This window comes from Arthrobacter sp. TmtSoilC48 (genome assembly GCF_059739425.1).
The window spans coordinates 4,195,225-4,222,203 of the sequence record NZ_AP046049.1; the positions used below are offsets into that span (position 1 = coordinate 4,195,225).

24 protein-coding genes and 1 tRNA gene are annotated in these 26,979 nt (G+C 62.6%); 8 read left to right on the forward strand and 17 right to left on the reverse strand.

Translation table 11 applies throughout. The annotated features are described in order from the left end of the window. The first annotated feature begins 211 nt into the window (after positions 1–211). Both AC6I97_RS19310 and iolB read left to right on the forward strand, forming a co-directional pair. Positions 212–952 carry a GntR family transcriptional regulator gene (locus AC6I97_RS19310; RefSeq protein WP_224093760.1) on the forward strand — a complete coding sequence of 247 codons (741 nt, stop codon included), beginning with the start codon at positions 212–214 and terminating at the stop codon, positions 950–952. A gap of 17 nt (positions 953–969) precedes the next feature. Next, positions 970–1,863: a 5-deoxy-glucuronate isomerase gene (gene iolB, locus AC6I97_RS19315; protein WP_497946112.1), complete on the forward strand. Its 894-nt coding sequence runs from the start codon at positions 970–972 to the stop codon at positions 1,861–1,863. 60 nt (positions 1,864–1,923) lie between these two features. Here the strand turns inward: iolB and AC6I97_RS19320 are convergent, their stop codons facing one another. The 13 genes from AC6I97_RS19320 to AC6I97_RS19380 all read right to left on the reverse strand — a co-directional run bounded on the left by AC6I97_RS19320 (position 1,924) and on the right by AC6I97_RS19380 (position 17,708). Then, on the reverse strand, positions 1,924–2,796 hold the full coding sequence (locus tag AC6I97_RS19320) for a sugar phosphate isomerase/epimerase family protein (RefSeq protein WP_224093757.1): 873 nt from the start codon (positions 2,794–2,796) through the stop codon (positions 1,924–1,926). Positions 2,797–2,806: 10 nt separating this feature from the next. After that, positions 2,807–3,820: a Gfo/Idh/MocA family protein gene (locus AC6I97_RS19325; protein WP_224093755.1), complete on the reverse strand. Its 1,014-nt coding sequence runs from the start codon at positions 3,818–3,820 to the stop codon at positions 2,807–2,809. Positions 3,821–3,871: 51 nt separating this feature from the next. After that, positions 3,872–4,789, reverse strand: a complete 918-nt coding sequence (locus tag AC6I97_RS19330) for a sugar phosphate isomerase/epimerase family protein (RefSeq protein ID WP_224093752.1) — start codon at positions 4,787–4,789, stop codon at positions 3,872–3,874. Positions 4,790–4,874: 85 nt separating this feature from the next. Then, positions 4,875–6,386 carry a CoA-acylating methylmalonate-semialdehyde dehydrogenase gene (locus tag AC6I97_RS19335; protein WP_497946120.1) on the reverse strand — a complete coding sequence of 504 codons (1,512 nt, stop codon included), beginning with the start codon at positions 6,384–6,386 and terminating at the stop codon, positions 4,875–4,877. A gap of 41 nt (positions 6,387–6,427) precedes the next feature. Then, a complete protein-coding gene (gene iolD / locus AC6I97_RS19340) occupies positions 6,428–8,353 on the reverse strand; it encodes a 3D-(3,5/4)-trihydroxycyclohexane-1,2-dione acylhydrolase (decyclizing) (RefSeq protein ID WP_497947216.1) in 1,926 nt (641 codons plus the stop codon). Between the two features lie 40 nt (positions 8,354–8,393). Beyond that, positions 8,394–9,365, reverse strand: a complete 972-nt coding sequence (locus AC6I97_RS19345; RefSeq protein WP_309926966.1) for a Cgl0159 family (beta/alpha)8-fold protein — start codon at positions 9,363–9,365, stop codon at positions 8,394–8,396. Continuing rightward, on the reverse strand, positions 9,362–10,381 hold the full coding sequence (iolC, locus tag AC6I97_RS19350) for a 5-dehydro-2-deoxygluconokinase (RefSeq protein WP_497946123.1): 1,020 nt from the start codon (positions 10,379–10,381) through the stop codon (positions 9,362–9,364). Before iolC ends, AC6I97_RS19345 begins: the two co-directional genes overlap by 4 nt. A 162-nt stretch (positions 10,382–10,543) precedes the next feature. Further along, complete coding sequence (locus tag AC6I97_RS19355) at positions 10,544–10,948, reverse strand: tautomerase family protein (RefSeq protein WP_224166582.1); 405 nt, start codon at positions 10,946–10,948, stop codon at positions 10,544–10,546. Positions 10,949–11,169: 221 nt separating this feature from the next. Then, positions 11,170–12,072 carry a succinate--CoA ligase subunit alpha gene (sucD, locus tag AC6I97_RS19360; RefSeq protein WP_224166581.1) on the reverse strand — a complete coding sequence of 301 codons (903 nt, stop codon included), beginning with the start codon at positions 12,070–12,072 and terminating at the stop codon, positions 11,170–11,172. Positions 12,073–12,084: 12 nt separating this feature from the next. After that, positions 12,085–13,254 carry an ADP-forming succinate--CoA ligase subunit beta gene (gene sucC, locus AC6I97_RS19365; RefSeq protein WP_224093741.1) on the reverse strand — a complete coding sequence of 390 codons (1,170 nt, stop codon included), beginning with the start codon at positions 13,252–13,254 and terminating at the stop codon, positions 12,085–12,087. A 264-nt stretch (positions 13,255–13,518) separates the two neighbouring features. Beyond that, complete coding sequence (locus AC6I97_RS19370; protein WP_224166580.1) at positions 13,519–14,208, reverse strand: hypothetical protein; 690 nt, start codon at positions 14,206–14,208, stop codon at positions 13,519–13,521. 23 nt (positions 14,209–14,231) lie between these two features. Then, positions 14,232–16,784, reverse strand: coding sequence for a DNA helicase PcrA (gene pcrA / locus AC6I97_RS19375; protein ID WP_309926957.1), 2,553 nt, complete (start codon positions 16,782–16,784; stop codon positions 14,232–14,234). Positions 16,785–16,862: 78 nt separating this feature from the next. Continuing rightward, a complete protein-coding gene (locus AC6I97_RS19380) occupies positions 16,863–17,708 on the reverse strand; it encodes an inositol monophosphatase family protein (RefSeq protein WP_497946131.1) in 846 nt (281 codons plus the stop codon). A 33-nt stretch (positions 17,709–17,741) separates the two neighbouring features. Between AC6I97_RS19380 and AC6I97_RS19385 the strand changes: the two genes are divergently transcribed. Further along, the gene (locus AC6I97_RS19385) at positions 17,742–18,368 is read left to right on the forward strand and encodes a hypothetical protein (protein ID WP_224166577.1); all 627 of its coding nucleotides are present in this window, start codon (positions 17,742–17,744) and stop codon (positions 18,366–18,368) included. On the opposite strand, the gene AC6I97_RS19390 is transcribed toward AC6I97_RS19385, so the two are convergent. Both AC6I97_RS19390 and AC6I97_RS19395 read right to left on the reverse strand, forming a co-directional pair. Continuing rightward, the gene (locus AC6I97_RS19390; protein ID WP_497946135.1) at positions 18,307–19,122 is read right to left on the reverse strand and encodes a DUF998 domain-containing protein; all 816 of its coding nucleotides are present in this window, start codon (positions 19,120–19,122) and stop codon (positions 18,307–18,309) included. The two genes, AC6I97_RS19385 and AC6I97_RS19390, sit on opposite strands and share 62 nt — an antisense overlap. Before the next feature lie 543 nt (positions 19,123–19,665). Next, the gene (locus AC6I97_RS19395) at positions 19,666–20,457 is read right to left on the reverse strand and encodes a DUF998 domain-containing protein (RefSeq protein WP_497946138.1); all 792 of its coding nucleotides are present in this window, start codon (positions 20,455–20,457) and stop codon (positions 19,666–19,668) included. Between the two features lie 106 nt (positions 20,458–20,563). Between AC6I97_RS19395 and AC6I97_RS19400 the strand changes: the two genes are divergently transcribed. The 3 genes from AC6I97_RS19400 to AC6I97_RS19410 all read left to right on the forward strand — a co-directional run bounded on the left by AC6I97_RS19400 (position 20,564) and on the right by AC6I97_RS19410 (position 21,521). Continuing rightward, positions 20,564–20,636: transfer RNA gene (locus AC6I97_RS19400), tRNA-Arg, on the forward strand. Between the two features lies 1 nt (position 20,637). Further along, positions 20,638–21,099: a DUF6314 family protein gene (locus tag AC6I97_RS19405; RefSeq protein ID WP_497946140.1), complete on the forward strand. Its 462-nt coding sequence runs from the start codon at positions 20,638–20,640 to the stop codon at positions 21,097–21,099. Continuing rightward, on the forward strand, positions 21,096–21,521 hold the full coding sequence (locus AC6I97_RS19410; protein WP_497946143.1) for an NUDIX hydrolase: 426 nt from the start codon (positions 21,096–21,098) through the stop codon (positions 21,519–21,521). The genes AC6I97_RS19405 and AC6I97_RS19410 overlap by 4 nt, the downstream gene beginning before the upstream one ends. Positions 21,522–21,569: 48 nt before the next feature. Here AC6I97_RS19410 and AC6I97_RS19415 read toward each other — a convergent pair whose 3' ends face one another. After that, entirely contained in the window at positions 21,570–23,486 is a 1,917-nt protein-coding gene (locus AC6I97_RS19415) for an ABC transporter ATP-binding protein (protein WP_309926945.1), read from the reverse strand. A gap of 2 nt (positions 23,487–23,488) precedes the next feature. Further along, positions 23,489–25,150: an ABC-F family ATP-binding cassette domain-containing protein gene (locus AC6I97_RS19420; RefSeq protein ID WP_224166571.1), complete on the reverse strand. Its 1,662-nt coding sequence runs from the start codon at positions 25,148–25,150 to the stop codon at positions 23,489–23,491. A 279-nt stretch (positions 25,151–25,429) separates the two neighbouring features. Between AC6I97_RS19420 and AC6I97_RS19425 the strand changes: the two genes are divergently transcribed. Then, a complete protein-coding gene (locus AC6I97_RS19425) occupies positions 25,430–26,152 on the forward strand; it encodes a hypothetical protein (protein WP_309926942.1) in 723 nt (240 codons plus the stop codon). Next, positions 26,149–26,856 (forward strand): hypothetical protein, encoded by a 708-nt coding sequence (locus tag AC6I97_RS19430; RefSeq protein WP_309926940.1) that lies wholly within the window; start codon positions 26,149–26,151, stop codon positions 26,854–26,856. Before AC6I97_RS19425 ends, AC6I97_RS19430 begins: the two co-directional genes overlap by 4 nt. Positions 26,857–26,979 lie beyond the last annotated feature (123 nt).

Sequence of the window (26,979 nt, forward strand, 5' to 3'; positions counted from 1 at the left end):
TTTGTCCTGACATTAGGATGTTTTAACGTAAGCTCCTCGAGTAGATGGCACCACGACAGGACGTGAAGCCATTTCCTTGACCAGCACAGCCCGGCTGCTATTATCAGAAAAAGGCAGTATGTCCTATCAAGAGAACATGAGCGGACATACTCATCCATCCGGCCGGGATACTGCTTTTCCCGGCCGGGCTTCCGCAGGCTAGGAGAAACCAGTGGCGAACCAACTCAGCCTCAGCATCGACCGTTCGTCCCCGGTGCCGCTCTACCACCAAGTGGTCCAGGGAATCGAAGCCGCCATCCACAGCGGCGTCCTGGAGCCGGGCAGCCGGTTGGACAACGAGATCGACCTTGCTGCACAGCTCAATCTGTCCCGCCCCACCATGCGAAAGGCCATGGACGAACTGGTCCGTTCGGGCCTCCTGGTCCGTAAGCGCGGCGTGGGAACGCAGGTTGTTTCAAGCCAGGTCCGGCGGCCACTGGAGCTCTCCAGCCTTTTTGATGACCTCAGTAACAACGGCAAGAAGCCCACCACGGACGTGCTTAGCTTCTCCCACGTGGAGGCCGACGCCGCAACGCTCACCGCGCTTCAGCTGCCTCCTGGGTCAAAGGTCTACCACTTCACCCGCCTCCGCAAAGTTGGCGGCAAGCCCCTGGCGCTCATGGAGAACTGGGTCCGTGATGACATCACCAGCATGGATGAAGCCCAGCTCTCCAGCGAGGGACTCTATTCCATCCTTCGCCGCGGTGGCGTGAACTTCCGATTGGCATCCCAGCGCATCGGCGCCATGATCGCCAATGACTACCAGGCCCCACTCCTCGAAGCCGAGGTCGGATCAGCCTTGGTCACCATGGAACGTACCGCGGTGGACGATACCGGACGCATGGTTGAAACCGGACACCACGTTTACCGCGCCGATTCCTACAGCTTTGAAATGACACTCGTACAGCGCTAACGCAAGGACACAAACTTATGGCCAACTGGGTCTACCCGCTGGGAACAGCCACTGACGGCAAATGGGACATCTCGCTCGGCGCTTCCGATTCCACTCTCGCGATCGACGGCTGGGCCCATACGGGACTGAAGGTGGCGACGCTCGCGGCGGGTGCCGCCGTCGAGCTTCCTTCCGCTGGAGAAGAGCGCATTGTGGTTCCGTTGAGCGGTTCGTTCACCGTAACGGTCGACGACGGCGAGTACAGCCTCGCGGGCCGGCAGTCGGTTTTCCACGGGCCAAGTGACGTCCTGTACACAGGCATCAATAGGGCCGTCACCATCAGTTCGCACGACGGCGGCCGGGTTGCGGTTGCGACGGCACCGGCCAAGGCTGACTACCCTACTCGCCTGATCACGGCGGCCGAGACCCCCGTGGAGCTGCGGGGCGCCGGCAACTGCTCCCGGCAGGTCCACAACTTCGGCACACCGGCAGCGCTGGAAGCTGATCGCTTTATTGTTTGCGAGGTCATCACACCTGCCGGCAATTGGTCCTCCTACCCTCCGCATAAGCACGATGAGGAGAAGGAAGGCGAGACCAGCCTGGAGGAGATCTACTACTTCGAAACGCGGGTGGCCCCGGACTCCCCAGCCCCCGCGGATTCAGACGCAATCGGCTACGCCCGGGTCTACGCCTCTGACGACCGGCCCATCGACGTCTCCGCGGAAGTCCGGACCGGTGATGTTGTCCTGGTTCCCTACGGCTGGCATGGGCCGGCGATGGCAGCTCCGGGCTACGACCTCTACTACCTCAACGTCATGGCCGGCCCCGGACGGGTCCGTGACTGGCTCATCAGCGACGACCCGCACCACGGCTGGATCCGCCAGACCTGGGAAGGCCAGGACGTGGATGCCAGGCTCCCTTTTACGGCCTGACGCATGGATAACAGATGCCCCTGTGACTCTTGGTCACAGGGGCATTCTTGGTGTTGAGCACTATTTGGCTTGGGCGATGTAGTCGTTCATCGTCTTGAGCTGGTACCTGGAAACGTCCTCGGCGTTCTCGTCTTCCGCGAAGACGCTGGAGACCATCACGGTGTTCTCCTTGTCCAGGAATCCGATCTCCTTCAAGCCACCGAAGAACTCGTCCCAGTTCACGTCCCCGTCACCGATCTTGAGGTGTTGGTGGACGCGGACAGCGTTGCCCGGCGGGTTGGTGATGTACCTGAGGCCGTGGGAGGCGTGGTGGTTCATCGTGTCGGATACATGCACCAAGCGGAGTTTGTCGCCCGCCGCCCGCATGATCTCCAACGGCTTGTTGCCCATGTGGAACGTGTGGGAGGCAACGTAGACCATGCCAATGTTCGGGGAGTTCACGCCCCGGATCACGCGCAGCGCGGCCAGTCCGTCTTCCACGAAGTCATCCGGATGGGGATCAATGAGCACGTCCATGTCTTCGCGCTCGATGATCGGCAGGAGTTCCTCCATGGAGCGGTAGAAGGCGCGTTCAGACTCCTCGGCCTTCTCCGGACGGCCGCTGAACTCCGTGTTCATGGTCTGGACGCCGAGGTCCACGGCGATCTGGATGGCCCGCTTCCAGTACCGGACCGCAGCTTCCCGGGCGTCCTCATCGGGTCCGGACCACCGCAGGACGGGCAGGACGGAGGCGATTTCAACGCCAGTGTCCTTGCACGCTGCCTTCAACTTGCCCACGAGCTCGTCATCAGCCTTCGGGTGGTTGAAGAACGGGATGAGGTCCGCATGCGGCGTCATCTGCAGGTACTTGTAGCCGAGATCCGCGGCGACGCGCGGGAACTCCAGAAGGCTGTGCGTGTGATGGAACGGTGTGGGATCAAGGGCAATCTTCATGTCCGTGTCCCTACTTGTAGAGATCCGGCTTGGTGTTCAACTGGACCTTGACCTTTTCGCCCGACTTCTGCGCTTCGACGCCGGCCTCGCAGCAAGCGGCCGTGGCGTAGCCGTCCCAAGCGGTGGGGCCGCCGATTTCGCCGCGGAGGGCGGCGTCCACCCAAGCCTGCACCTCGACGTCGTACGCTGCTCCAAAACGCTCCTCGAAGCCCGGGGTGACGCTCCCGCCCCACTTGCCAGAGGTCTGGATGTACGGGCCGCTGTCCCCGCCGATGCTCACTATGCCGTCCTCGAAGGACGCCTGAGTGGCAACCTGGTAGCCGAACTTTGCGTTGACGTAGATCTCGACGTCGGCCAAGACTCCCGATTCAGTTTCAAGCAACACATGCTGGGGGTCGTGCTGGCCATTCGGGGCGTTGCGCGTCGGCTTACCCAGACGGACCTGCACCGACGTGATTTCCTCGCCGGTGAAGTAGCGGATGGCATCGAACTCATGGACCACGGAGTCGTTGATCAGCATCTCGTTGGTGAAGCCCTCCGGCGTGGTGGGGTTGCGGTGCTGGTGGTGCAACATCAACAGCTCCCCCAATTCGCTGTTGCGGATGATCGAACCCAGCGCCGAATACTCGGCATCAAAGCGGCGCATGAAACCCACCTGGATGCGCTTGTGGCCCAACGCCAGTTCAGCCTGGACAACCTTCCACGCGCTTTCTGCATCCGGTGTCAGCGGCTTCTCGCAGAGAATCGGGAAGTCCTTCTCCAAGGCCTTGTACAGGATTTCCTCATGCAGGAAGCCCGGCGTGGCGATCAGGACGGCGTTGACGTCACCATTGTTCAGCGCCTCATCGGCACTGGACAGTGCCACGGCGCCGTCGATTCCTTCAACGGCAGCCTGCGCGCGGGCAAGGTCAACATCGACGACGGCGGCTACTTCAGCGCCGTGGATGCGGGTGTTCAGGCGCTTGATGTGGTCGGCACCCATACGGCCTGCGCCGATGACGGCAACGCGGAGAATCTTTGTCACTTTTCTATCCTTCGTGAGGTTCGTTCTTGTTACAGGGCCCGCGTGCGGGAGCTACTGGACCCGCGTGCGCGAGCCGCAGGAAAGCAGGTAGTTGCGTGTTCGCTTGGCGATGGGCATCGGTACATCGAACGCTACCGGGTACATGTCCTGCTCCACGATGCCGAAGATCGGCCGGTTGAGGCCTTCCACAGCTTCAATAACGGCGCGCAAGTCCGGAAGCCCGTTGGGCGGCTCGGTCATGACGCCGGCCAGGTTGGCAGCAGCCCAGGTCATGTTCTTCTCGTTGACCTCTGCCAGGATCTCCGGGTTGATCTGCTTGAGGTGCAGGTAGCCGATCCTGTCCGGGTAATTCTTGATGAGCTCAAGGCTAGAAGCGCCACAGTATTCCGCGTGGCCCGTGTCCAGGCAAAGGTTCAGGTACTGCGGATCTGTTGCTGCCAACAGGGTTTCGATGTCCTGTTGCGCGCCAACGTGCGAGTCAGCGTGGGAGTGGAACTGCTGGTGCAGGCCAAAGTCCTCCAACAGGACCTTGCCCATCCGGTTGTGGCCTGCGAAGAGATCAGCCCATTGCTCGTCGGTCAGTTCGCCATTCTCTACGGCCTCACCCGTGACGTCGTCGCGCCACATAGCCGGGATAACCACAATGTGCTCGCCACCCATTGCCGCAGTCAGTTCGGCCACCTTGCGTGCCGGCTCCCAGGCTTCGTCGTACTGCCTGGCACCACGGTGGAAGGCAGTGAACACCGTTCCTGCAGTGACCTGGAGGTCGCGCTGCTTGAGCTCTTCTGCCAAGCGGGTGGGGTCGTTCGGCAGGTAGCCGTACGGACCCAGTTCGATCCATTTGTATCCGGATTCAGCAACCTCGTCCAGGAACCGTTCCCACGGAGTCTGCTGGGGGTCATCCGCAAACCACACACCCCAGGAATCGGGAGCGGTGCCGATGATGAGCTTGTTCTCGACGTCAGTCATGACAGCGGTGTCTTTCTCTATCAGGGCCCACACCGCCAGGGTTCCCTGGCCGAGCTTGCGAGGCGAGGGTGGCGGTGGGGATGGGTTAGTTGGAGGGGAAGTTGTAGGAGGCTTCGGAGGCGTGGGTGGGTTCGGGCCAGCGGGAGGTGATGACTTTGCCGCGGGTGTAGAAGGAGACGCCTTCGGGGCCGTAGATGTGCTTGTCACCGAAGAGGGAGTTCTTCCAGCCGCCGAAGGAGTGGTAGGCCACCGGGACGGGCAGGGGCACGTTGATACCCACCATCCCGACCGTGACCGAGCGCTGGAACTTGCGGGCGTTCGCACCGGAGGAGGTGAAGATCGCGGTGCCGTTGCCGTACGGGTTGGCGTTGATCAGCGCGATGCCTTCCTCCAGGTCGGCGACGCGGACCACCACCAGGACGGGTCCGAAGATTTCCTCCGTGTAGGCGCTCATTTCGGTCTTGACGTGGTCGATCACGGTGGGGCCGACCCAGAACCCGTCTTCATGGCCCGGGACCACCAGGTCACGGCCGTCCACCACCATCGCCGCACCGGCGGTTTCGGCCTCGGTGACAATCCCGACGATGCGTTCCTTCGAAGCCGGGGTGATGACCGGACCCATCTCCGCGCCGGGTTCGGTACCGTTGCCGACCTTCACCGCCAACGCACGTTCCTGAACCTTCTTCACCAGCAACTCCGCAGCATCCCCCACAGCCACGGCAACCGAGATCGCCATACACCGCTCCCCCGCGGAACCAAACGCGGCAGCCGCGAGGTGGTCCGCGGCGTTGTCCAGGTCCGCGTCGGGCATCACGATGGCATGATTCTTCGCCCCGCCCAAGGCCTGCACACGCTTGCCGTGCTTCGTGGCCGTCTCATGCACGTACTGCGCGATCGGGGTGGAACCCACGAAACTAATGCCGTCCACGTCCGGGTGGGTCAGCAGCCCGTCAACTGTTTCCTTCCCGCCGTGCAGGACCTGGAACACCCCATCAGGCAACCCCGCCTGCTTCCACAGGCTCGCGAGCAGCATCGGCGCGGACGGGTCCCGCTCGGAGGGTTTGAGGATAAACGCGTTACCCGTGGCGATAGCCATCGGGGCCATCCACAACGGCACCATCACCGGGAAGTTGAACGGCGTAATACCCGCCACGACACCCAACGGTTCGCGGAAGGAAAAGACATCGATTCCGGTGGAGACCTGGTCCGAATAGTCACCCTTGAGCAGCTGCGGGATCCCACAGGCGAACTCGATCACCTCCAGGCCACGGCCGATCTCACCCTTCGCATCCGAGAGGACCTTGCCATGCTCGGCCGTGATCAACTCAGCAAGCTCATCCACGTGCCCGGCCACGAGTTCACGGAACTTGAACAACACACCCGTGCGCTTCGCCAGCGAAATATCACCCCAAGACTCCGCAGCTTTCTTCGCAGCAGCCACCGCAGTGTTCAGGTCAGCCTCGTTCGCCAGGCGCAACTCAGCGGACACCTGGCCGGTGGCCGGGTTGTACACCGGCTGGGTGCGGTCGCCCTCGCCCGTGGACTCGGCGCCATTGATGAAATGGTTAATGGTGGTCAGTGTGGTCGTCGTCGACATGCGGACTTCCTTTGATCTGTGGGACGTTAGCTTGGGGGAGGTTAGCCGAGCAGTTTGCGCTGGCGGTTCTTGTGCTGCGTGTAGGTCTCGTAGGCCTGCTGGGTGGATTCGAGGTCCGAGACCTGGGAGACGGGAACGTCCCACCAGGACTCCGAGCCGGGGGCGTCCAGCAGAGGATCGGACTCGATGTGAATGACGATCGGGCCGGTTTCGGGGGCTGCTTTGGCTTCCTTGATGGCAGCGCCGAGGGATTCGATGACGTTCTCGCACGGTTCGATCCGGATGACTTTCGCGCCCAGGGACTCGGCGTTGGTGGCCAGGTCGATCGGCAGGTGCTCACCGGCGTCGAAACTGTGCTGTTCCTTGTCAAGGACCCGGTACTGCGTCCCGAATCGCTGGGAACCGAGCGACTCGGACAGTGAACCGATGGAGGCGTAGCCGTGGTTCTGGATCAGGACCACGATCAGTTTGATGCGTTCGGCGACGGCGGTGACCAGTTCGGTGTGCATCATCAGGTACGAACCGTCCCCCACCATCACGACGACGTCCCTGTTGGGACCGCCGGCAGCGGCTTCGGCCAGAGCGGCGCGCTTTACGCCCAGCCCGCCCGGGATTTCGTAGCCCATGCAGGAGTAGGCGTATTCCACGTGGTAGCCGAACGGGTCGCGGACGCGCCACATCTTGTGCAGGTCACCAGGAAGCGAGCCCGCAGCGCAAATAACGACGTCCTGGTCATCCATGGCCTTGTTCGTGGCGCCGATGATCTCGTTCTGGGCCGGCAACGGCGTGTACCGGGTGTCGAAGGCCTCGTCCACGATCGCGTTCCAGCGCTTCTTCTCGGCTGCGACCTTCTCTTCCAGATCAGCACCAACGCGGTAGCCGCCCAGCGCCTGGTTCAGCTTCCCGAGGGCCTTGCGGGCGTCAGCGACTATCGGGATGGTGGTGCCGTGCTTGTACGCATCGATCGGGGCGACGTTGATGTTCACGAACTTCACGTCCGGGTTCTGGAACGCCGTGCGGGACGCAGTGGTGAAGTCTTCGTAGCGCGTGCCGATGCCGATGATGAGGTCCGCTTCGGCAGCGATGGCGTTGGCCGCCGTCGTGCCCGTTGAGCCAATGGCACCAAGGGAGAACTTGTGGTCCCATGGCAGGACGCCGACGCCCGCCTGCGTGTTCCCCACCGGAATGCCGGTGAGTTCGGCAAAGGCTGCGAGTTCCTCGTTGGCGTAGGCGTAGAGCACGCCGCCGCCGGCGATGATCAACGGGCGCTTGGCTGCACGGATGGCCTCAACAGCGCGTCGGATGTCATCGTCCTCGGCCTCGGGACGGCGGATTCGCCACTCACGCTCGGCCAGGAACTCTTCCGGAACGTCGAGGGCTTCGGCCTGGACGTCCTGCGGCAGGGAGATCGTGACTGCACCGGTCTCGGCCGGGTCAGTCAGGACACGCAGGCCGTGGTGGAACGCCGAGAACAACTGCTCCGGCCGGGACACCCGATCAAAGAACTTGGACAGCGGGCGGAAGGCATCATTGACTGTGATGTCGTATGCGTACGGCAGCTCCAACTGCTGCAGCACGGGATCCGCGGCACGGGTGGCGAACGTGTCGCTCGGCAGCAGCAGCACAGGCAGGCGGTTGGTGGTTGCCAAGGCAGCCCCCGTCAGCAGGTTCGAGGAACCCGGACCGATGGAAGTGCTGATCGCGAAGGTCTGGCGACGACGCGTGTGCCGTGCGTAGCCAACTGCCTGGTGTGCCTGGGCTTGTTCGTTGCGGCCCTGGTAGTAAGGCATGATGGACGGGTCCGTGGCCTGGTACTGCTTCAACGCCTGGCCAACGCCGGCAACGTTGCCGTGCCCGAAGATACCGAACATGCCCGGGATGAGGCGCTCACGGTACTCCTGGCCACCGATGGAATCCACCGTGTACTGCTTGGAAAGGAACTCGACCACGGCCTGCGCCACGGTCATCCGACGGGTTGCTGTTCCTGTTGAGGTCCGCATGGCGGGGCTACTCCGATACTTTCACTGGAATACGGTCTGACGAGGTGTGCTCCCCCGCAGCTGGTGCAGGCCCGGTCGAAGGTGCAGTGCTGTTCAACAGCGAGGCGGCTGTCGCCACCGCACCCGCCACATCGCCGTCGTGCGGGTAGAGCAGCGTCCGGCCCACCGTGAGGCCGCGGACGCCCGGGAGCGCGAGGGCGGCCTGCCAACTGGCGAAGACTTCGTCCTGGGAGCCGTCGGGGTCACCACCCAACAGCACAGTAGGAAGGGTGGTGGAGGCCATGACGCGCTCCATGTCGGCCACCACGGGCAGTTTCATCCACGTATAGGCACTCGTGGAACCCAGGCCCTCGGCGATACCAACGGACTTGATCACGGCGTCCGCGCGGAGGTCGTTGCGGACCTTGCCATGGGCGTCACGCACCGACAGGAACGGCTCCACCATGGCGATGAGCTTACGTTCGGCCAACGAATCGATGGCTTTTGCGGTCGCTTCAAGGGTGGCCACCGTGTCCGGGTCTCCCAGACAGATACGCGTGAGCATCTTGCCGCCGTCGGCACCGAGTGCCTGCAAGGCGGCAGCTGTGTGGCCGGTGAACCGGTCATCGAACTCGTTGACCAGGCCAGCCAGGCCACCACGGTTCATCGAACCGAAGATCAGTTTGCCATCCAAAGCACCCAGCAGCAGCAGGTCATCCATGATGTCCGGTGAGGCAAGGATTCCATCCACGGCCGGATTGGCGAGGGCGATCTGCAGCCGGTCCAGGAGGTCCCGGCGATCGGCCATTGCCATCGGCTCCGGCCCAACCGACAGGGCACCACGGGCCGGATGGTCCGCCGCAACAATGAAGTTCTGGACCCCGTGCTTCAACCCAGGGTGGCGACGCCGGGTGGCAGCCGCGCGTGCGACGGCTTCCGGGTCCTCGAGCCGGATGCGGCTCAAGTGCTCGTACCGGCGGGGGTCATCGTTCAGGCTCAACGGACTGCTCCTTCTGCGAACGTGGGTGCTGCCGGCGTGGAAGCTCCCGGGATCCGCCGGCCGCGTTCCGCGAGCAGCGAGGTGACCTCATCCGGCGTCGGCATCGCATCCGCGCAGGATACGCGGGAGGCAACGATCGCACCCGCGGCATTTGCGTAATCCAGCACCTCGGACAACGGCCAGCCGGACAGCAGGCCATGGCAGAAAGCGCCGCCGAAGGAGTCCCCGGCGCCCAGGCCATTGACGGTTTCCACCGGAACAGGGGCTGAGACGACACGCTCAGTGCGGGTCTTGGCCATGACGCCTTCCGGGCCGAGCTTCACCACCGCGATCTCGACGCCGGCTGCCAGCAGGCGGTCTGCCTGCTCATCCGGCGTCCCCTCACCTACGGCTACCGCGCACTCTTTGTCGTTGCCGATCGCGACTGTGACGTGCGGGAGGATCCTGGCAACTTGTGCGCGGGCTTCCTCTTCCGAATCCCAGAACATCGGCCGGTAATCCAGGTCCAGGATGGTGAACTGGCCTTCCTTCAAAGCAGTCCGGGGCCGGGCCTCGTGGGCGGCGATGTGCGCGCTGCGGCTGGGTTCCTGGCAGAGGCCTGTCACCGTGGACCAAAAAATGCCCGCGTCCCTGATAGCAGCCAGATCCAACTCCTCGGCTTTGATCTGCAAGTCCGGTGCCGTGGGGAAGCGTCCGTAGAAGTAGAGAGGGAAATCTTCCGGCGGCTTGATCGCGCAGAAAGTCACCGCTGTGGGGTACTCCTTGACCGGGGAGACGAACGAATCATCAACATTGAACTTGCGCAGTTCCCGGTGCAGGTAGCTTCCGAACGCGTCGTCGCCCGTGCGGGTGATGACACCGGCGCGGCGGCCGTGGCGCGCAGCAGCGACCGCCACGTTGGAGGGCGAACCTCCCAAATACTTGCCGAAGGACGTCACATCCTCCAGGTCCACCCCAATATCGTTCGGGTAGATATCAACGCTGATGCGCCCGATCGTAAGCAGTTCGTGGGTCACGATGATCGTTGACCTTTCTCTTGTGAACTCTGAACCTTTGAGCGCTGGGCCCCAATGCCTTGCCACCCCTCAGTGAGCGGGGCCACATGACTACTTTGCCCCAGATTTCATGTCCTGTCAAAGGTTTGTACTGACATATTTACAACATGACACGGACTGTATCTACTTGCGTGGGATGGCCAATTCTCCGGAGACATATTGGCTGCGCCCGAAGCCGAAAGACCAGTCGCCAGGAGAGTTCTCCATGTAGCCGATGAAGACATCCTCACCCTTGACACCAAGCCCACCAAGCCCTTCGGTGATGGCCTCGAAGAGCGAGCTCTTCGCCGTCTGGCTGCGGCCGCCCTGGGTGAAGATCTGGATCATGATCACGCCAAGGCTCCGCCCAAAACCCAACCCGGCATCCTGGGCCACGATTTGCCCCTCCGGATGTTCAGTGAGGATGTGGAAGTAGTCACGCTCAGGGATCTCATACTCAGAGACGATTGCATCGTGGATGGCCCGGCTGATGGCGACCAATTCGTCCGCCGACCTGCCCTGATTGACGTCGATTCTTACCAATGGCATGTTTGCGCGCTCCTTGGAAGTAGTTTGTCCTGACATACTAACAAAGATTCAGGCGGGAAGGTATAGGCCCACAACGCGCGTTAAAGCACGACGGCGGCCCCGCCACCTTCCGTGGGAAAGGTGCGGAGCCGCCGTCGTGCTTTAAAGAGCAACGCGGGGTCACTTTGAGCCCATTCCACAGTCAGGAATGGGCCGTAAGTGACCCCGCGTTGCTTTGGGTACTAGAGGGTTGCGTAAACCTCGCGCAGCAGCTTGGCAGTTTCGGACGGCGTCTTGCCGACCTTCACGCCTGCAGCTTCGAGGGCTTCCTTCTTGGCCTGTGCGGTTCCTGCGGAGCCGGAGACGATGGCGCCTGCGTGGCCCATGGTCTTGCCCTCAGGAGCGGTGAAGCCTGCAACGTAGCCAACAACCGGCTTGGTGACGTTGGCCTTGATGAAGTCAGCAGCGCGCTCTTCAGCGTCACCACCGATTTCGCCGATCATGACGATTGCCTTGGTCTCCGGGTCGGCTTCGAACGCAGCCAGGGCGTCGATGTGCGTGGTGCCGATGATGGGGTCGCCACCAATGCCGATGGCGGTGGAGAACCCGAGGTCGCGGAGCTCGTACATCATCTGGTAGGTCAAGGTACCGGACTTGGACACGAGGCCGATGGGGCCCTTGCCCGTGATGTTTGCCGGGGTGATGCCGACCAGGGCTTCGCCCGGGGTGATGATGCCGGGGCAGTTCGGCCCGATGATGCGGGTGATCTGGTTGCCGTCGGCGTCAACCTTGGACTGGGCGAGTGCCCAGAATTCGGCGGAGTCCTGAACCGGAACGCCTTCAGTGATGACTACAACGAGGCCGATGCCGGCTTCGATGGCTTCAACCACGGCGTCCTTGGTGAATGCCGGCGGAACGAAGACGATGGAGACATCTGCGCCGGTTTCAGCGATGGCTTCCTTGACGGTGCCAAAGACGGTGATTTCCTTTTCGCCGTGCAGGACCGTGCTGCCGGCCTTGCGGGCGTTGACGCCACCAACAATGTTGGTGCCGGCCTTGAGCATCAGTGCGGTGTGCTTGGTGCCTTCGCCGCCGGTGATGCCCTGAACGATGACCTTGGAGTCTTTGTTGAGGTAGATAGACATTGTCGCGTCCCTTTACTTAGCTGCGTTGGCGAGCTCGGCGGCCTTGTCGGCGCCCTCGTCCATGGTGGCGGCCAGGGTAACCAGCGGGTGGTTGGCCTCGGTCAGGATGCGGCGGCCTTCCTCGACGTTGTTGCCATCGAGGCGAACGACCAGCGGCTTGTTCGCAGCGGATCCCAGCTCTGCAAGCGCACCCACGATGCCCTTTGCCACAGCGTCACAAGCGGTGATGCCACCGAAGACGTTGACGAACACGCTCTTGACCTGGGAGTCGCCCAGGATGACGTCCAGGCCATTGGCCATGACTTCGGCGGAAGCTCCACCGCCGATGTCCAGGAAGTTGGCGGGCTTGACGTTGCCGTGGTTTTCACCAGCGTAAGCAACGACGTCCAGCGTGGACATCACAAGACCGGCGCCGTTGCCGATGATGCCTACTTCGCCGTCCAGCTTGACGTAGTTGAGGTCCTGCGCCTTTGCCTTGGCCTCGAGCGGGTCAGCCGATTCCTTGTCCTCGAGCAGTGCGTGGTGCACGTGGCGGAAGTCCGCGTTTTCGTCGAGGGTAACCTTGCCGTCGAGGGCAATGATGTCACCTGCGCCGGTGCGCACCAGTGGGTTGACCTCAACCAGGGTTGCGTCTTCCTTCTTGAAAACGTCCCAGAGCTTCAGAATGACGTCGGCCACTTTGCCGCGCAGTTCTTCAGCGAAACCTGCGGCTGCGACGATCTCGTCAGCCTTGGCCTGGTCAATGCCCACAGCGGGATCGATGGCGATCTTGGCCAGGGCCTCGGGACGCTCAACAGCCAGCTGCTCAATTTCCATGCCGCCTTCAACCGAGCACATGGCCAGGTAGTTGCGGTTGGCGCGGTCCAGCAGGACCGAGAAGTAGAATTCCTCGGCGATGTCCGCACCCTGGGCGATCATCACCTTATTAACGGTGTGGCCCTTGATGTCCATGCCCAGGATGTTGGTGGAGTGCTCAAGCGCCTCTTCGGCAGTCTTGGCAACCTTGACGCCGCCAGCCTTGCCGCGGCCACCAACCTTAACCTGTGCCTTTACGACAGTAACGCCGCCGATCTTCTCGGCAGCTGCCTTTGCTTCTTCAGGAGTGTGCGCCACGATGCCGGCGAGCACGGGTACACCGTGCGCTTCGAACATATCGCGCGCCTGATATTCAAACAGGTCCACGGTTTAGTGTCCTTCTACGTCGAAGTAGTTTTCTGTTCAGCCGGGAACCGCGATGACCGCGATAGCCAGCTGCGGAAAGTACGCGGTAACAACCAGGATTGAAGCCGGTCACATTGCGTAAGGTCCTCTCGGAACTTTAGCCCTTTGAGGAGTCCCGCCAGCTACACACTACCGGTTAAGTGAGTAACCTTACACTTCTATCGCGCGTAGAAAACTCGCAGAATGACGCGGTTTTTTGGCCGTTCATCGTCTGTTCAACGGCGATCACGACGCCTGTTTCAGGTTCCCCGTGACCTCTTTGCCGCCGTCGGAAATCAGTTGGTAGCCCTGCCTGCTGACAAAGAACGCCACGCCACCGGAGACATTCCCGCAGGCAACGCCGTCGTTATAGGCCGAGCACCGAAGGCCGTTGCGTTCGATGTTCTGGCCGTCGGCCAGCTCAGGCAGCTTGGAGATGGGGCCGCTCCGGCTCCCCTTGGGCCCGAACTCAGACTCCATTTGTGTTACGCCGGAACGACATGAGCCATAGACGGCCTTGTCCGGCGTCAGGAGAACCGTGCCACCGAGATAACCCAGCCCTGTGCCACCGCAGTCGTCTGCGACGTCGGTTGGCTCAGGTTTGGCATACTTCGCCAATTCGCAATGGACCACAGGCACCACGGCGAACTTGTTGTTGGCCGCATCGGAATACGTGTTCGCCTCATAGGGGATGTTGAGGTGGCCGCCCCTGGAGGAGGTCATGGCACACACGATGTTGCGGTCCGGCGTCACAAACGCGGTGACGCCCTCGCCGGCGGCCAGAGCGGTCTGCTCGGTAACCGGGACCTCCTTGAGCTGTTCCAGCGGAGGCAACGGCGCCGGCGGAACGTAGTCAGGGTCCTTCGTGGCGAACGAGCAGCCCGTGGCCAACACCAGGAGCAAAGCGGCAAGAATCCCCAATACAGTCCGTCGCATGCCACCAATTATGCCGTGAGGCGTCAGGCATCCAGTTTGGTCAGGGGCGCGTACCGCAGCAGCAGGCGCTTCTCACCGACGTCGAACTTCACCTTGGCGACTGTCTTGTCACCCGAGCCTTCGACTCCGAGCACAACGCCGTTGCCGAAGCTTGTGTGGTTGACCTTGTCCCCCACCACCACGGAAATGACTTCCTTTTGCGGCTGCACCCGGTTGCGTGCGACGGCGGCCGGGACGTCGGCGTCGAAACCGGCAGTTGGGCTGGCGGCAACCCCGCGTGACGTGCCTGCACCCCAGAAAGAGCCGCCGTAGCGATTGGAGCCGATGGGAGCATTTCCCCAACCGCCACCTGCCGCTTGCCGGCTCATGCCTTCACGTTTCCAGTCCACCAGCTCGGAGGGAATCTCCTCCAGGAACTGGCTGGCGGGGTTGTATTGGCTTTGGCCCCACATGCTGCGCACCTCGGAGCGCGTGACGTAGAGCCGTTTGCGTGCACGGGTAAGGCCCACGTAGGCCAGGCGGCGTTCTTCGGCCAGTTCCTTGGGGTCCGTGGCCGAGCGCTGATGCGGGAAGATCCCGTGCTCCATGCCGGTCAGGAAGACCACCGGGAACTCCAGGCCTTTGGCCGTGTGCAACGTCATGAGCGTGACAACGCCCATGCGCTTGGCTTCGGCCACCGCGGCGTCAATGTCCCCGCCGGGAGCATCAGGAATTTGGTCGGCGTCGGCCACCAGGGAAACCTGCTCCAGGAATTCGCCCAGCGAACCGTCCGGGTTGTCGCGTTCATACTCGCGGACTACGGCCACCAATTCGGCGAGGTTCTCCACGCGGGACTCGTCCTGGGGATCGTTGCTCGCGCGCAAACCGGCAAGATATCCGGTCTGCTCGAGGACAGCCTCCAGGGCTGCGGCAGCACCGGACCCGGAAGCCACCTCAGCAAGGTCATCCAGCAGCTTCACAAAGCCAAGGACGGCGTTCACCGAACGCGTTGCCATGCCGGGCGCCTGGTCAGCACGACGGGCGGCAGCCATAAAGGACGTCCGCTCGCGTTCAGCCAAGGCAGCGACGGCACCCTCGGCGCGGTCGCCGATCCCCCGTTTGGGTTCGTTCAGGACACGGCGGAGATTGACGTCGTCGTCAGGGTTCACAAGGACGCGCAGGTAAGCCAGGGCGTCTTTGATTTCCTTGCGTTCGTAGAACCGCGTGCCGCCCACAACTTTGTACGGCAGGCCCACCCGGACCAGCACGTCTTCAATGGACCTTGACTGGGCGTTGGTGCGGTAGAAGATGGCGACATCGCCAGGACGCAGCCCTTCCTCGTCCTGAAGCCGGTCAATTTCCTTGGCGATGAACTGGGCTTCGTCGTGCTCGTTCTCTCCGACGTAGCCCACGATCTTCTCGCCGTCTCCTTCTGCCGTCCACAGCCGCTTTTCCTGGCGGTTGGGGTTCCGGGAAATCACGGAGTTGGCGGCGGTGAGGATGTTCTGCGTGGAGCGGTAGTTTTGCTCCAGCTTGATGGTGCGCGCATTGGGGTAGTCGGCTTCGAACTCCACGATGTTGCGGATGTCCGCACCACGGAATGCGTAGATGGACTGATCGGAGTCTCCCACCACCGTGAGTTCGCTGGGCTCCACGTCAGTATCAGTGCCCAGGCCAACGATTTCCCTCACCAGGGCGTACTGGGCGTGGTTGGTGTCCTGGTACTCATCCACCAGCACGTGCCGGAAGCGACGGCGGTACGACTCGGCGAGCGCGGGGAAGGCCCGGAACATGTAGACGGTCTCCGCGATGAGGTCATCGAAGTCCATGGCGTTGGCTTGGCGCAGGCGCTGGGTGTAGCCCTTGAACACGTCAGCCACGGCTTGCTCGAAGGGGTCGTTGTGGTTTGCCGAGGAGACATAGGAGTCGGCGTCGATGAGCTCGTTCTTAAGAGCGGAGATCTTGTGCTGGATGGCCTTGGGCGGGAACTTCTTGGGATCAAGGTCCAGGTTCTTGGACACAAGTGTGATCAGGCGCAGGGAATCCGCGGAGTCGTAGATGGAGAAGTTCGAGTTCAGGCCCACATTTGCAGCCTCGCGGCGCAGGATGCGAACACAGGAGGAGTGGAACGTGGAGATCCACATGGCCTTGGCCCGCCCACCCACCAGGGCTTCGATACGTTCGCGCATCTCCGCGGCGGCCTTGTTGGTAAAGGTGATTGCCAGGATTTCGCCGTGGTGGGCACGCTTGGTGGCGATCAGGTAGGCGATCCGGTTACTCAACACACGGGTTTTGCCTGAGCCCGCACCCGCAACGATCAGCAACGGACTGCCGGCGTGCTTCACGGCTTCTTCCTGCTGTGGGTTCAAGCCTTGGAGGAGGGCGTCGGCGGACGGAAGCCTACCGGCCTCCTGGTTACCCCAACCACCGGAGGCAGGACGTTCATTTGTTCCAGTGCTGGACCCACCGCTGCCCTCACCGAACCGGGCACGGGATGCGCCGCCGCCCGCGTGCGAAAGCTCCGGGGCAGCCTTGGTAGCGGCTTTGGAGCCTGCGTTGAAGGGGCCGTCTGCGTAGGGGTCGAACAACATATCCATGGTGACTACCAGTCTAGGCGGTGCCTCTGACACTCAAGGGCCACCCCCAACGAGAGCACCGCCCAGGCGATCAAAAAACTACGCAAACTGCGGTACTGAGGTGAGGGCCCCACTCAGCTCGCGGACCGCCGTCGGGCCTCCTGCGATGAACCAGTTAATCCCGTTGACCTGCACGACGGCGGTGTCGCCGCCTGCAGCGCGGACGATCGCCTTGCCTGGGAGCCAGTCCCATTCCGGGCAGCTGTGCTGGAACCAGCAGCCGAGTTCGCCATCAGCCACACGGCCGAGGTCGCACGAGCCTGAACCGAACATCCGCAGTGATGCGGCGGAGACGGCAGCGGCATGCCAGGGCATGGCAGTGCGGGGGTCCGCCAACCAGGTGGGGTGGATGTAGGTTGCTGCGCAGATTTGGCCAACAGAGAGGTCTCCGGAACCTGAAATGCGTTCTCCGTTCAGGCTGGCCGGATGCTCTTCGCCGCCTAGCCAGAGCTTGTCCAGTTCGGGCTGGTAGATGGCCCCGAGCACTACGGAGGGATCAGCAACGGGATTGCCGCCGTGATCTGAATCGTCGCGTTTAAGGGCAATGGCCGAGCACCAGTACGTGGAGCCATGCAGGAAGTTGTAGGTTCCATCCACAGGATCGATCACCCAGGTCCGGCCACTGGTACCGGCAACAGAAGTGCCTTCCTCGCCCAGGATGCCATCCTCCGGGCGGCAGCGTTGCAACTGTTCCAAGACGTAAGCCTCGGCCGCATGGTCGGCTGCCGTGACGACGTCGGACACTGACGTCTTGCGCGTGCCCTGTAGTCCGCCCATCCGCATGAGCAGCGCCAGTTGCCCTGCCTCGCGGACCAGCGCGGTGGCCAATTGGTAGTCATCAAGTGATGGATCGAGTTCAGTTGCGGTGTGCCTGCCGGTGGTCATGGTCCCAGCTTATGTGGCGGGATAATGAATGACATGGCCAAGACACCAGCGCAGCGCATCAAGAAGCACGGAGCCAAGGCGGTGGTCCCTGAGCACACCCTCCCACCCGTGATCAATCCCACCACGCGGCGGACCCCCGAGAAGGCGCAGAGCAACTCCAAGCTGATTGTCATCGCAGGAGTTGTGGCCAGCTTGTTCCTGTTCTGGTACCTGCACTTGTTGACGCTGAACCAAATGACGCAGCTTTCAGGCGGGCTCGCCATGCCGGATTCGCTGATCGGCGGGTTCTCCCAGGACTACGTCGCCCAGCTTCGCGCCGCGATGGACGAGGCCGCCAGAGGCCAGTTGAACTACGTCCATAAGACTGCCGGCACGCTCTTTCCGCTGATCTTCGGCTTCAGTTGGCTCCTGCTCATCGGCACCAACGTTGCCCGAAAGTCGTGGCGCTGGGCATTGTGGGCCGCTCCCCTGCTTTTCGCCGTGGCTCACTTGTGGTCCAACGTCGCCATTGATTCGATGCTGGCTACGGAAACGCCCGACGCCGGTCAGGTTGCCCTGGCCTCCGCCGTCACCATTGCGTCGTGGGTACTGTTCCTGATCAGCCTGCTGTGCGGCGTGGCGGCTGTGTTCCTTGGACGGAAGAACGCGAAACAGCCCTGACAGCTTTCCGTTCCCTTGTGACGCGGTGAGCCACTATCAGGCCCACCAAGGACAACCCCAGGATGATCGGATACGCCATGGTGCGCTCGATGGCGCCCGGCTCCTCGACGCGCAACTGCACCGCAAGGACGTAGATGGTTGCTCCCAGGGAAACAACCCCGAACAAGAGCACCATCCCCCACATCTGCGTGTGCCCCCGCCATACCAGACCCAGTATCACCAAGGACAGGGGTCCGGCGATGAAGTACAGTCCCGCGCCGGTCAGATGCAGCGCCAGGTCGGTGTCTTCCGGGATCAGGCCAACCATTGCCTGGCCGATGCCCGCTACGAGGACCAGCACCCTGACTGCCCCGGCCGCAATCCAGGGAAATGCCGCGGCTGGTGATGCCATTCCCGGCCGGATAACCCGGGCACCGGATTCAGCCGCCACAGAGAGGACAGCCGAGCTCAACAGCACCGCCCCGAGGACCATGGCAACCCCTTGGAGCACGAACGAGGCATTCATCAGCCAATTAAGCGGCGAGCACACCTCGTAACCGTTGAAGGGACCGCAGTGGGCCGCGCCAAGATCACTGATGACGTGGGCGCGCCGGTCATAGCCTGGATTGCCTTGCCACACAGCCATCGCCATGGCTTCCACCACGAAATAGTGGATGAGGGTAATCGCGGCCCAACCCCCAATCAGCTCGCGCCGGCCAGCGAGGTCAGGCAGAAGTCCCCGGTCCCTGCCGAGCGGACCACCCGCCGTCGTCATAGCGTCAGAATAGTCCCGGAGTCCCGCGGACGCACGCTTTCAACGGCACTGACGGCTGACGGCTGACGCCGGATGCGCAAGGCGGAGGAAGCGGGCAAAATAAAAACGATAGTGTTATCCCAGTGGGCCAACCGCCCACCCCTTCGTTAAAACAATTGACCCGCCGGCAAGCGGGTCATTGTTTAGGCGCAGGGCACCTATGTTGTGCGATCAAGGGTCTAGTCCTTGGTGCTCACACATCAAGACTAGGCCCCCGAGCGGATTTTCTCTAATGACGCGCTTGCAGAATTTGGGCAAGTGGCATTCTTATGGTCCGTGATTGCACCTTTTCCTACGGGAGGAGGTGTCCGATGACTTCGAAGCGAAAGCGCGAGAAGCCTTGGGGCGCTTTGAACCTTATGGTGAATGTCATCCGACTTTCGGTTGACCTGATCCGCTGGTTCTGGCAGAGCATCCCCTAACCGGGAGCGGTGGCTGTGGCATCCGTCCACGGTCACCGTCCCGCTCCTGCCCCCCCAGGGCAGTTTTACCGCAGGACCGGATTTACCGCAGGGCCTTCGCCGCTTTCCGCACCGTTTGCACGCGCTGGGCGATGACCAGGCCGGCAGCTGCCAAGCCAATGGTGACCGGGTAGCCCATCAGTCTCTCCAGTGTTCCGGGCTGGGGCACCTCCATTCCCGTGATCCCGCCAACGATGAGTGCCCCGATACAGAGGGCGCCGCAGGCGGCGATGAACCAGCTCATCGGGGTCTGCCGGAACCAGAGGATGCCCAGCAGAAGCAATGCGAAGCCACCGCCGACGAAGAACATGAGGGCGCCGGCAAAATGCCATGGGGAGCCCACATCCTCTGGAACCAGGCCAACGATGACCGTCCCGGCGCCTGAAACACCCGTGAGTATTCGGATGGCCACAGCCATGATCCATGGTTTGGCCAAGACCCGGGTCCGGGGCTCTTTGTCGGCTGTGGCGGTGTGGAAGCGCTGGGCATGCACACCTGGACGCGCTGCCACGCACAAAAGCCCTGCTGTCAGGAACACCGCACCAAGGATCAATGCCAGGCCCTGCACTACAAAAGAGGCGTTCATCAGCCCATGTAAAGGGGAGCAGACTGCCCGGTCTTCGTAGACCCCGCACGATACTGCGCCGAGGTCGCTGATGAACCCGGTAGCTCTGCTGTAGGGTTCAGGACCGGCCCAGGCCTCGATGACAGCAGCCTCGGCAACGAAATACTGGACCACACTCAACTGGGCCCAGCCGCCAATGTTTGCCCGTGTCGCGCGGACATCCGGGAGGAATGTGCCGGTGGTTTCCGGTGGTGTCGCATGCCCTCTCATGACGGCCAGCCTAGCCGTGTTCGGGCACTGGCCCGGCAGCTTGTATGCTTGTAGTCGTGTCCGGCCAAGGAGCTCCGTAACGGTACTCCCGGGGATGGACACGCAGGCCCTCGTAGCTCAGTGGATAGAGCACGGCTCTCCTAAAGCCGGTGTCGTTGGTTCGATTCCAATCGAGGGCACTTGAACCAGCAGCAGCCCATCCAGGACTTGCGTGCCTATTTGGCCGGCACGTGGAATGTGGAGCGGACTCTCCTGGACAGGGCCTCCGGCACCCGCGGAACTTTTACCGGCGTCGTGCAGTACACGGAAGAGCCCGACGGCGATGGCCTTCACTACCGCGAAGACGGAACCATGCACTGGCCCACCCACACAGGCCCGGCGTTCCGCGAGTATCTCCTCAAGCCAGGCCCTGGACCAAATTCCATGGACGTCTTCTTCCCCGATGGCCGGCCATTCCATGTGATGAGCTTTGCGGAGCAGGCCAACCAGGACAAACATTGGTGCGATCCCGATGACTATTACGTGAAGTACACCTGGGAAGGCCCGGATGCGTTCAGTTTCACCTGGGATGTCCGCGGTCCCGCAAAGGATCTGCTGCTGGAATCGCATCTGGTCCGAACGAACGCCGGGAGGCAAGCATGAGCATTACTGATGTGATCGTGGTCAGCGCCGTGTGCGTTTACAACAAGGAGGGCCAGCTTCTGACCGTCCGCAAACGGGGCACGGACAAATTCATGCACCCGGGCGGCAAACCCGAGTCCGGTGAAACAGCTGCCGAGGCTGCGTCCCGCGAGTTGCTCGAGGAAGTGGGCATCGAGATCGCCCCGTGGGAGCTTGAACCCCTGGGCGCCTGGCTCGCGGTGGCTGCCAACGAGGCCGCAACCAACATTGAGGCCACAGTTTTCACGGCTCCTGGAACCTGGGAAGCGCACCCTTCCGCCGAGATCGCCGAGGTCCGTTGGCTGGACCTCACAGCATCTCTGCCCGGGGATCTCGCACCACTGCTGACGGACCACGTCCTTCCTGCCCTCGCCTCGCCTCGCCTAAGTAGGTCACCCAAGTAGGTCGCATTTGTGCGCGTTTTGAGCACTCAAAACGCGCACAAATGCGACTCAGTTGGGCTCCGGAACAGCTTCCTCGGCCACCGCCGTGGCTTCCGCGAACTGGGTCCGGTACAACTCGGCATAGCGGCCGTCGGCAACAAGCAACTCCGTGTGCGTGCCGCGTTCCACGATCCTGCCGTCCTCTACCACCAGGATGACGTCCGCGGCACGGATGGTGGACAGCCTGTGGGCAATCACGACGGCGGTACGCCCCTCGAGCGCTTCCCCCAAGGCTGCCTGGACGGCGGCTTCATTGGTGGAGTCCAGCGCTGCGGTTGCCTCATCAAGAATCACCACGCGCGGCTGCTTGATGAGCAAACGTGCGATGGTGAGACGTTGCCTTTCTCCACCGGAGAGCCGGTACCCACGCTCCCCAACAACTGTTTCCAGGCCGTCCGGAAGGGATCGGATCATGGGTTCCAGGCGTGCACGCCTGAGCACCTCCCACATGTCTTCTTCCGTGGCATCCGGCCGGGCCAGGCGCAGGTTGGAGGCAATGGTTTCGTGGAAAAGGTGGCCGTCCTGGGTCACCATTCCCAGGGTGTCCCGCAGGGAGTCAAAGCGGAGATCCCGGACATCCACGCCGGTGCCAGGTCCGCGCCCACCCAGACGCACGGCACCGGAATCGACGTCGTAGAGGCGGGACAGCAGTTGGGCCACTGTGGACTTTCCTGCGCCGGACGAGCCCACCAATGCCACTGTCTGGCCCGGCTCAACGCGGAAGCTGATACCGTGCAGCACTTCCTCGCCGCCGCGCGTGTCCAAGGTTGACACGTCTTCCAAGGAGGCGAGGGACACTTTGTCCGCCGACGGGTAGGAAAAGCGGACGTCGTGGAATTCCACGGCGACAGGTCCGGACGGAAGGGCCACCGCGTCCGGCTTTTCCGTGATGAGGGGTTGCAGGTCCAGGATCTCGAAGACCCGCTCGAAGCTGACAAGTGCGCTCATGATTTCCACGCGCGCGTTGGAGAGCGCGGTGAGCGGAGCGTAGAGACGCGTAAGGAGAAGGGCCAGGACCACAACATCGCCTGGCGCCAGTTGTCCACCGAGGGCAAGCCAGCCGCCCAATCCGTAAACGAGGGCCAGAGCCAAGGCCGAGACCAACGTCAGCGCGGTGACGAAGGTGAACTGCAGCATGGCGGTGCGGATGCCGATGTCACGCACGCGGCCGGCCCGGGCAGCAAACTCCCGGGATTCCTCGTCCGGCCTGCCGAAAAGTTTTACCAATGTGGCGCCGGGAGCGGAGAACCTTTCGGTCATCTGCGTACCCATGGCAGCGTTGTGTGCCGCTGCCTCGCGTCGGAGGTCCGCCAGTTTGGAACCCATGCGTCGGGCAGGTATGAGGAAGATCGGCAGCAACACCATGGCCAGGACGGTGACCAGCCAGGACGTGTTGAGCATGACCACAAGGGTCAAGGCGAGCGCCACGACGTTGCTCACCACGCCGGACAAGGTGCCTGCGAACGCTGACTGCGCCCCGATGACGTCGTTGTTCAGGCGGCTGACCAGCGCGCCGGTCCGTGTCCGGGTGAAGAAAGCGATGGGCATACGCTGCACATGGTCGAACACGCGGGTACGGAGGTCCACAATGACGCCCTCGCCGATGGTGGAGGACAGCCATCGGGTCACGAGTCCGATTCCAGCCTCGCCAACAGCCACAACCGCAATGAGGACGGCCAGCCAGATCACCGTGCCCACGCCTGCCTTGGCAATGATCGCGTCAACCACTTGCCCGGCAAGCACTGGCGTGGCGACGGCCAGGAAGGCTCCCGCAATCGAGGCGATGACGAAGGCTGTGAGCTTGCCCTTGTGGGGCGCGGCAAAGCCAAGCACGCGCTTCAGCGTTTCCTTCGAGAACGGTTGCGAGCCGCTCTGGGCACGCGTGATCTTGTGCAGCGAGCTCCAGGCAACGCCATCCATGCTCATGGTTACTTCTCCTGGCCGGGGATGTGGTGAAGCTCCTGGACACGGCCGTTTTCCAGGTGCCATCGCGAATCGAGCCGAACGTTCTCCAGCAGTCGCCGGTCGTGGGTGACCAGCAGGAGGGCGCCTTCGTAGCTTTCCAGCGCTTCTTCAAGTTGCTCGATCGCAGGGAGGTCAAGGTGGTTGGTGGGTTCATCCAGCACCAACAGGTTCACGCCCCGGGCCTGCAGGAGGGCCAGCGCGGCGCGCGTACGCTCCCCCGGGGACAGAGAGTCAACTGTCCGCGAGGTGTGGTCCGCTTTGAGGCCGAACTTGGCCAGGAGCGTGCGGACGTCGGCACTATTCCAGTCCACCAGCACAGCTTCGACGGCGTCGCCAAGCTGCCGTCCGCCGTCGAGCAGTCCGCGGGCCTGGTCGATTTCGCCGATGGCGACAGACGCGCCCATGGAGGCCTCGCCGTCGTCCGGTTTCCGGGTGCCCAGCAGCAAGCGCAGGAGAGTGGACTTACCGGCGCCGTTGGGCCCGGTGATGCCGATGCGCTCACCGCCGTTGAGTTGCAGGTTGACCGGTCCCAGCGTGAAATCGCCTTGCCGGACCACCACGTCACGAAGAGTGGCGACGACGGCACTTGAGCGGGGTGCCTGACCGATGCTGAACTGCAGTTGCCATTCCTTGCGCGGCTCCTCCACCTCGGTGAGGCGGGCGATACGCGACTCCATCTGGCGGACCTTCTGTGCCTGCTTTTCGGAAGACTCCGTGCTCGCTGCCCTGCGGATTTTGTCGTTGTCAGGGTTCTTCTTCATCGCATTGCGGACGCCCTGGGAGCTCCACTCGCGCTGGGTCCGTGCGCGGGACACAAGATCGGCCTTGGTGTTGGCAAACTCTTCGTAGCGTTCGCGGGCGTGGCGCTTGGCGACGGCGCGCTCTTCGAGGAATGCTTCGTAGCCGCCGTCGTAGACAGCCACGGAGTTCTGGGCGAGGTCCAGTTCCACTACGGTGGTGACGCAGCGGGCCAGGAACTCACGGTCGTGGGACACCAGAACCACTCCTCCGCGCAGGCCCTGCACGAACGCTTCCAGCCTGGCCAGGCCATCAAGGTCCAGGTCATTGGTGGGTTCATCAAGAAGAACAACATCGAAGCGGCTGAGCAGCAGCGCAGCCAAAGCAACCCGGGCAGCCTGCCCCCCGGAGAGCCCTGTCATGAGGGCATCGGTGCCAAGTTCAAGCCCAAGATCCGCCAATACAGCAGGAATGCGGTCCTCCAGGTCTGCTGCACCGGATGCCATCCAGCGGTCAAAGGCCAAAGAATATGCATCATCTGCTCCTGGAGCACCGGAACCGAGTGCCTCGGCTGTGGCCTCCATTTCTGCGGTGGCCTGTGCACAGCCCGTGCGGCGCGCAATGTATGCTGCGATGGTTTCGCCCGCGGTGCGCTCGTGTTCCTGGGGCAACCAGCCCACAAAGGCGTCCGACGGAGCCAGGCTGACGGTCCCCTCCTGCGGCTGGTCCACGCCTGAGAGGATGCGCAGAAGCGTGGATTTGCCAGCGCCGTTCGCTCCGACGACGCCCACCACATCACCCGGCGCAACGGTGAGGGAAAGCTTCGAAAAGAGCGTGCGGTGGCCGTGGCCACCGGCAAGATCCTTGGCCACCAAGGTTGCAGTCATTCTCTATTCCTCTCGCAGCGCCAACACGGCGCTCGCGTCTACATCACCAGCACGGCAAACAAGCGTGGGTTCATCTATCAAACGCGGCTTCCATGCCCGTGATTCCCAAGGGCATGGAAAAACCCGCTGGTCCGGACTTGGGGGGTGTACGGACCAACGGGTTCAAGCATCAAGCATAATTCAATGTGGCGTCGGCGTAAAATCAATCCGTACCTTCGCTCCGGTTCCTTTTTGGAAGATGCCGGACTTGCCCGTTTGAAATACCCCAGAAAGCCCTCCATGCCCTTACCGTCCAAGGCGTTCCAACGCTGGCTTCACGGCGTTGCACCCAACGCCAGCACAGCGGACGTCTGCAGGATTTCCGGGATAAAACGGACAACGCTGGCCCAACAGCTGGTCCGCGGCAAGGTGGCGGAGTCAACGCTGGTCAGCATCAGCCGGGGTTACCACATCAGTCCCGTCCAAGCCCTGGCCACGTTTGACCTCTACGCAGACCTTCGGGGCGATCCCGTCCCACCCACGCCTGATGAACTGGTGAGCCAGATAGCCACCATGGATTTGTTGCGCGCGGTGGTGGAACGCAGTGAGCCGGGGTCCGTCTCCGTCACGGGACTATCGCCAACACCGCACCCCACCGCGGTGCGCAACTGGGTGGATGCAATCGACGACGGCGAGTTGCGGCACCGGGTCAGCGAAGCCACCGGGATCGCACCACAGAACTTCTCCGCCCACCTGACAGCCAACAGGCTTCCTCCCGAGCTGGCCATCGCGACGTCGCGGGCTGCCGGCGTCGGACCGGCGGGCGGGCTGGTCGCCGGAGGGCTGATCACCGAAGCCGAAGCCGGCTGGTCGCCCAACGGACGCCAGGAAGCACTCGACCGGATGACGCTGGGCGAGCTGGTGACCCTGGCAGGCGAACGACTCCAGGCGCTGGGCAAAACGCTGCGCCGTCAGGAACAAGACCACGAACGAACTGAACGAATTTGGGAGAATCTCGGATGACGGCTGTCCTGCCTTGGGCAACGCTGATTGTGTGCCTGGCGATCACCATCGCGCGGATTCCGAGCCTGCTCAGGGGTGAGAACCGGGTGGTTTTCTACATTTTCGCGCTGATCACCCTGGATATCCTCCTCAGCATCGAAGGCCCGTACCTTGCCATCGATGCCCTGCTCGGCGGCGTTAACGTAACGAACCTGATTCTGCGGTTCCTGCTCTACGGCACCTTCCTGCTGATGGGCATCAAGATTGCCATGGGTTTCGCTTCCAGATCAGCGGAACGGGCTATTCGTGGCCCTTGGGGGCTGACGGTCCTGGGAATCACGGTGGCACTGACCACGTTCTTCTTTGCCATCACAGACACGCGCGGTTCCACGGTGGGCATGACAGGGCTGACCTGGGGACCATCCATGGAGGCTTACGCGGCTCTGGGCCGCTTCTATCCCGGATATGTATCAGCCTGTTTGTTGCCCGCAATCTGGCGGACCGTCGTAGGCCGCTACCCTGCGCTGCTGCGTGCCGCCTCGGCCCTCCTGTTTGTTGGGCTGGCGTTGCTGTTGCTGTCCCAGCTCTTCCCACTGATCCCGCTGGTGCACCTGTGGCTGCGTTCCCTGATTAACTACTCCGCCGTGCTGGCCACGGCCATTGGGCTCGCCGGGATCTGGTTTTCCAAGGCATTTGCCAGACGCAAAGCAAGACGCACAGCGTAAGACTTTCACAAAACCATTAGATCGTGGCACAATCATGAATGTGTGAACGCGGTTGCAGCCTGGCACCGGAATCAGAGAACGGGTTTCCGGTGAATGTGGCGCCCACGTGATCACAATTGGGGG